General features: G+C 72.2%; 3 protein-coding genes. 1 reads left to right on the top strand and 2 read right to left on the bottom strand.

Annotated elements, in window-relative coordinates:
- Together NH339_RS08115 and NH339_RS08110 are read right to left on the bottom strand one after the other, a co-directional pair.
- Positions 1 to 468 (bottom strand): hypothetical protein (locus tag NH339_RS08115; RefSeq protein ID WP_253024241.1); only part of this gene is annotated, 468 nt, incomplete at its 3' end.
- On the bottom strand, positions 465 to 1,652 hold the full coding sequence (locus NH339_RS08110) for a helix-turn-helix domain-containing protein (protein WP_253024239.1): 1,188 nt from the start codon (positions 1,650 to 1,652) through the stop codon (positions 465 to 467). The genes NH339_RS08115 and NH339_RS08110, both read right to left, overlap by 4 nt.
- A 443-nt stretch (positions 1,653 to 2,095) precedes the next feature.
- Here NH339_RS08110 and NH339_RS08105 point away from each other — a divergent pair, with 443 nt between their 5' ends.
- Positions 2,096 to 5,917 carry an LPXTG cell wall anchor domain-containing protein gene (locus NH339_RS08105; RefSeq protein WP_253024237.1) on the top strand — a complete coding sequence of 1,274 codons (3,822 nt, stop codon included), beginning with the start codon at positions 2,096 to 2,098 and terminating at the stop codon, positions 5,915 to 5,917.
- The last annotated feature ends 262 nt before the right edge of the window (positions 5,918 to 6,179 follow it).

Below are 6,179 nucleotides of genomic sequence, written 5' to 3'. Positions count from 1 at the left end.
CTCGGCGACGGCCCATCCTGCGCCGGCCGCGACCGCGCCGACGGTGACCACGACGGTGGCCGCGCTGGGCACGTCGACGAGGCTCTGCTGCCCCCGCCAGCGCAGCACAAGGGTGAGCAGGGCCGCGGACGCGACGACGGCGACGGCCATGGTCGGGGTGGCGTCGACGAACGTCTCGACGACGGTGGCGGCGAGGGCGACGACGAGACCGAGGCTGCCGAGCACGCCGGGCCCGAGGCGGTGGCGGGCCAGCTCGTCCGCCGCCTCGCGGTGCACCGGCACGGCCAGCGCGACGGCGAGGACGGCCGCACCGAGCAGCACCCACCGCCACCCGTCGAAGTGCAGGTCGGGCACCATCGACACGCTGACGGTCGACGCGGTGAGCAGCGCCCCGAGGACGAAGGTGAGCGCGAGGCCCGGGTGGGTGGCGCGCGGGGAGAGGCCGGTGGCTGCGTGCGCGGCGGTCACGGGGCGTCCTCCGCCCGGAAGCGTTCGAAGTCGCTCTGGTCGCCGGCCTTCCAGAGCGGCACGCTCGCCTTGAGCAGCATCGTCAGCTGCACGAGGAACTCGGTGTCGTGCATCGCCTCGCCGAACAGCTCGTTGATGCGCTTCCAGCGGTAGCGGACCGTCTGCGGGTGCACCCCCAGGCGCGCGGCGATCGCGGGGGCGCTGTCGCGGGTCTCGAGCCAGACGAGCAGCGTCTCGGAGAGGATCTCGCGGGAGTTCGGGGTCTCGGCGAGGAGCGGGCTCAGCAGCTCCTGCCCGAGCTGCTGGCGCAGCGTCGGCTCGGCGTGCAGCCAGATCTGCGTACGGTGCGCCCGGCAGTCGACGACCTGGGCGTCGGGGATGACCCCGCGACGCACCAGCTCGAGCGCCCGCCGCGCCCAGCGGAACGCCGAGGGCACGTCGGCGGGCTCGACGGCCCAGCCGACGGCGGCGCGGGGGACGCCCGCGTCGACGAGCGCCGTCGTCATGCAGTCACGGCTCGCGGCGTCGACCATGACGACGACGGTGTCGTCGTGGCCCACCAGCAGCGCGTCGCGGGAGAGCGCCCCGAGGTCGCGCCGTTCGCCTCCGAGCTCGGCCACGGCGAGCACGATCGAGGACGGGATCCGCCAGACCGTGTCGCTGCCGGGCTCGGCCGTGCCGGTGAGGAGCTGCTCGGCGAGCACGGCGCGGGCGCGGTTCGGGTCGGCCTCGCGCTGACGCACGGTCTCGGTGTGTCCGGCCTCCACCTGCGCGACGAGGTGGTCGACGAACGCGAGCAGGCCGTCGGAGACGACCGCGGGCGTCGTGCCGTCGACGGTGAGGTGCTGGAACCGTGACCACGCCGTGCGCGTGCCGGTGCCGAGCGCCAGGTGGAAGTCGTCGAGGGATCGGCTCGCGCGCGCCTCGCAGCGACCGACCGAGCGGAACATCTCGTCGAGGCCGCGGTCGCGGTGGGGTGCGCCGTCGAGCTCGTCGAGGAAGCGGTGGAGCGCGGTGGTGACCGCCTCGACCACGATCGGGTGGCGGGGCGACTCGCCGTAGTAGGCGATGCGCGCGCAGACGGCGTCGACGATCGAGGCGGCCAGCTCGGGCACCTCGCGACGCAGGCGTCGGGCGTGGGAGGCGACGAGGTCGGACGTGGGGCGGTCCGCGGACAGCGTCATGGCGCGGATCCGTGCGGTCCAGGTCCCATCGTCGGCTCCCCGTTCCGATGACTCGTGTGGCTGCACCGAGTTCTACCCCGCCGTCGGGCGCACGTCAACGATGCGCCGACGCTGCGACGCGGTCGGGCCGTGGGCGGACGTGGTGCGCAGGGCCGTGCCCTCCTGTCGTCGCTCGGACGGTCCGCTCCGGACCGCGCCCCCGTCGAGGACTGTGCCCCACGTCGCACGCCAGCGGCGACCGACCGAGCTCTGCCCGACCGGTTCTTGTCATGCGGGTGACAAGAACCGTGCCGATTTGCCGTCACCGGCTCCGAACGCGCGACGTCGACCCGCCGCGTACGACACGGTCTGGCCAGACATGTGACCCAGCGCACTGTGCTGCGTCCGCGTCGTCCCGCACCCAGGGACGTCGTGCCCCCCGATGTCGGTACGGAAGGACACCCATGAGGCTCGGATCTCGACGGACGACCGCCGCGGTCGCTGCAGGTGTGGTGGCGGTGGCGGGCCTGGTGGTCGTGGCGACCCCCAGCCAGGCGGCACTGCCGACCAGCGGCGACCGGATCGCGCACTGGTCGGCGGTGTCCGACTCCGAAGGGGGGAGCAGTGTCGTCCAGCGGGCCGACATCCCCGCGCCGTCGGGCCAGCGCTTCACCGAGGTCCTGCCCGTCACGAACGTGGACAACGTCGTGGCGCTGACGGACCGTCAGGAGGTGCACTTCTACGGGTCGTCGAACCTGCAGGTGCCTGCCGGTCTCGACGGGTCGACGGTCCGTGACGTCGACGTCAGCGGGCCGGTCCTCGGCGTCGTGACGGCGAGCGGCGACGTGACGACGTGGAACCGGTTCGGGGGCGACCAGCCCGCACCGCAGCCGCCCGCTGACCTCTGCCCGGCGACCCAGCTCTCGGTCGGCGGCACCGTCGACTTCGCGGTGGTGCGTTGCGAGGACGGTTCGGTCGAGGCCTTCGGCCGCAGCGGCGTGCGGTGGAGCGTGCCCGCCGACCTGCCCGAGGTCACCGAGGTCCGGGGCGGCTTCCTGTCCGGTGCGGCCGGACCGATCGTCCGCGTGCTGACGAAGGACCAGAAGGTGCTGCAGTGGGCACCGTCCAGCTCGACCGCGCCCGTCACGGCGTCGGAGAACCCGGTGACCCAGGGCAAGCAGGTGGCGAGCCTGACGACGGCGACCGCGCTGACGACGTCGGGCGCGTTCCTCGACCTCGGGATCAACGACCAGCTCGCCCCGACCCGTCCCGTGCGGCGCGGCGGTGCCACGCCGGCGCTGCTGGCCAAGCCGCTCGCGCACGTCGCCGTCGCCGACACCGGCGCGGGGCAGTACCTCACGCGCGACGGGGAGTTCGACGGCTGGAGCCCCGACACCGGCGTCATGATCGAGCTGCGCAAGCTCCCGACGCGACTGTCGGGGGCGAGCCTCGTGTCCGTCGGCACGGCGTCCGGGCACAGCGCGGTCATCGTCGCGGACACGGCGGCACCCGAGGGCCCGAAGGTCACGGCGCCGTCCCAGGTCTCCGGTGCCACCAACGGCGCCGCGCGTCCCGGTGACACGCTCACGGGCAAGGCTGCGACCTTCGACCCGGCCTCCGACGACGTGACCACCCAGTGGCTCGTGGACGGCAAGCCGGTCGCCGGGACGCAGGACCAGCCGACGTTCGCGGTGACCTCCGCCCAGGTGGGCAGCACGATCGCCTTCCGCACTATCGCCGCCTTCCCAGACGCCGGCGACCCCCTGGTCTCGGACTCCTCGACGATCAGCGTGGTGAAGGCCGAGGGCCCGAGCGTGGTGAAGGGGTCGGCGATCGAGGGGTTCGGTGCGCCGGACGTGTCGCTCAAGGGGACGTTCGCGAGCTTCTCGGAGGAGCCTGAGGATCGTGAGGCGTACTGGCTTGTCGATGAGGAGAAGGTCGCGGGTCAGGGGACGCCGGATGCGAAGGAGCTGTTGCTGACCGAGGACATGGTGGGCAAGAAGGTCCGGTTCGTGACGGTGGGCTACTTCGCCGACGACGTGGAGGTGGAGTCGGTCTCGGATCCGTTGACCGTCCGGGTGAAGCTGGCCGAGGTCTCCCCGCCGACGGTCGAGGGGACGCCTGAGGTGGGTGCGACGTTGAAGGTCGCGAAGCCTGCGGTGTTCAACGACGACTCGCCCGACGTGACGATCTCGCACAAGTGGTACCGCGACTTCGTGACGGTGGTCGGTGAGGGAGACACGTACACGCTGACCAAGGACGACGTCGGCTCGACGATCTACTACAGCGCCGAGGCGATCCGTCCGGGTGAGGCGTTCCCGGCGTACTCGTTCGACTTCACCGGCATCGGTCCGGTCACGGCGGCCAAGCCGAGCGTGGTGAAGGGGTCGGCGATCGAGGGGTTCGGTGCGCCGGACGTGTCGCTCAAGGGGACGTTCGCGAGCTTCTCGGAGGAGCCTGAGGATCGTGAGGCGTACTGGCTTGTCGATGAGGAGAAGGTCGCGGGTCAGGGGACGCCGGATGCGAAGGAGCTGTTGCTGACCGAGGACATGGTGGGCAAGAAGGTCCGGTTCGTGACGGTGGGCTACTTCGCGGACGACGTGGAGGTGGAGTCGGTCTCGGATCCGTTGACCGTCCGGGTGAAGCTGGCCGAGGTCTCCCCGCCGACGGTCGAGGGGACGCCTGAGGTGGGTGCGACGTTGAAGGTCGCGAAGCCTGCGGTGTTCAACGACGACTCGCCCGACGTGACGATCTCGCACAAGTGGTACCGCGACTTCGTGACGGTGGTCGGTGAGGGAGACACGTACACGCTGACCAAGGACGACGTCGGCTCGACGATCTACTACAGCGCCGAGGCGATCCGTCCGGGTGAGGCCTTCCCGGCGTACTCCTTCGACTTCACGGGCATCGGCCCGGTCACGAAGGCCGCGCTCACGATCACGGGCCTGCCCGTCATCGAGGGCGACGCCGTGGTCGGCAAGACGCTCACCGCCTCGCCCGCCCCGTCGAGCGACGACGACGCGACGGTCGCGTTCCAGTGGTTCGCCGACGGTCAGCCGATCGACGGTGCGACCGAGAAGACCCTGGTGCTCACCGACGCCCTCGCCGGGAAGCCGGTCACGGTCCGCCAGACGGTGTCGCGCGACGGCGCGACCGAGCCGGGCGCCAACCTCGCGCAGGCGACGTCGGAGCCGCGCACCGTGCGCGCCAAGCCGGTCGACCTGACGGTCACGAAGCCCGCCACCGTCGAGGGCAAGCGGATCGTCGGCCAGACGGTGACCGGGTCGCCGGCCACGTTCAGCGATCCCGAGGCCGGCGTGACCAGCTACTGGATGGTCGACGGCAGGCGCACCACGGCGACCGGCGCCACCCTCACGCTCACGTCCGAGCACGTCGGCGCCTCGATCCGGTACGTCAGCGTCGCCGAGCGCGCCGAGGACGACGCCACGGCGGAGTCCGTGAGCGAGGGCCAGGTCGGCCCGGTGCTCGCCCAGGTGGCCGTGAAGACCGCGACAAGGCTGTCGGGCACGGCCAAGGTCGGCAAGACGCTGACGGCCACCCCCGCGACGTTCACCGGTGGTGAGCTGACGGTCGACGGCTCCTGGTGGGCCGACGGGCAGAGGCTCGACCAGGGCGGACTGAAGCTGCCGCTCACCGCCGAACTCGAGGGCGCGGTGATCACGTTCCGTGCCACGGCCAGCCGCTCGGTCGACGGCATCGACGAGCAGAAGTCGTCGGACGCCTCAAGCCGGAAGGTGGCTGCAGCCGACACGTCGACCCCGCCCACGACGCCGCCGACGACTCCGCCGGGTGGCGGCACCGACCCGAAGCCTCCGGCGGCCGGACAGCCGTCGACGGACATCGTGCAGGGCTCGACGACGGTGGAGCGCGGCGACGTGCTCACGCTCCAGCTGAGCCCAAAGCGTGCCGGCGACAAGGTCGTCGTGATGCTGTTCTCGACCCCCACCAACCTCGGCACCCACACGGTGGCGGCCGACGGCACGGTGCGGGTGCGGATCCCGCAGGGCGTCGACCTCGGACGACACCGGATCGCGGTGTACGACGCCGCGTCGGGCGCGCTGCTCGCGTGGCAGGCGATCACGGTGGTCGACTCCGCCGGTGGCTCGGGCGCAGGTGGAGTGGGCGCCGGTGGCGCGGCGAGCCTCCCGGACACCGGCAGCTCGGTCGACGCGCAGCTCATCGGTCTCGGCGCGGCCCTGCTGCTCGTCGGCGCGGGGGCGATCGGCTACCGCTCCCGTCGCCGCCCACGGCACCGGGTGGGCTGACGCAGGACGAGGGGGTGGTGGGCCGGACGGTCCGCCACCCCCGCCTTCGCGCAGAACTGTCACCTCTGTGACAGTTCTGGGGCGCTCGAAGGGGACGGGCGATCATGGGCTCGACGACCGCCGTCTCGTCGCCGATCGTGGATCCGACCTGACGAACGAGAGGGGGACGTCCATGAGAGAGCACACGAGGAGGCTCCTGCCAGTGGCGGTGGCGGTGGTAGTGGCGTCGGTGTGCGTCGCCGCTCCTGCCTCGGCCGGGAGC

The organism is Aeromicrobium sp. CnD17-E, assembly GCF_024124745.1.
Taxonomy (GTDB): domain Bacteria; phylum Actinomycetota; class Actinomycetes; order Propionibacteriales; family Nocardioidaceae; genus Aeromicrobium.
This window is presented reverse-complemented; position numbering and strand designations above follow the sequence as displayed.

Bases quoted from the DNA above. Each gene is read 5' to 3' on its own strand.
- NH339_RS08110 (WP_253024239.1), bottom strand. From the start codon at position 1,652: ATGACGCTGTCCGCGGACCGCCCCACGTCCGACCTCGTCGCCTCCCAC.
- NH339_RS08105 (WP_253024237.1), top strand. From the start codon at position 2,096: ATGAGGCTCGGATCTCGACGGACGACCGCCGCGGTCGCTGCAGGTGTG.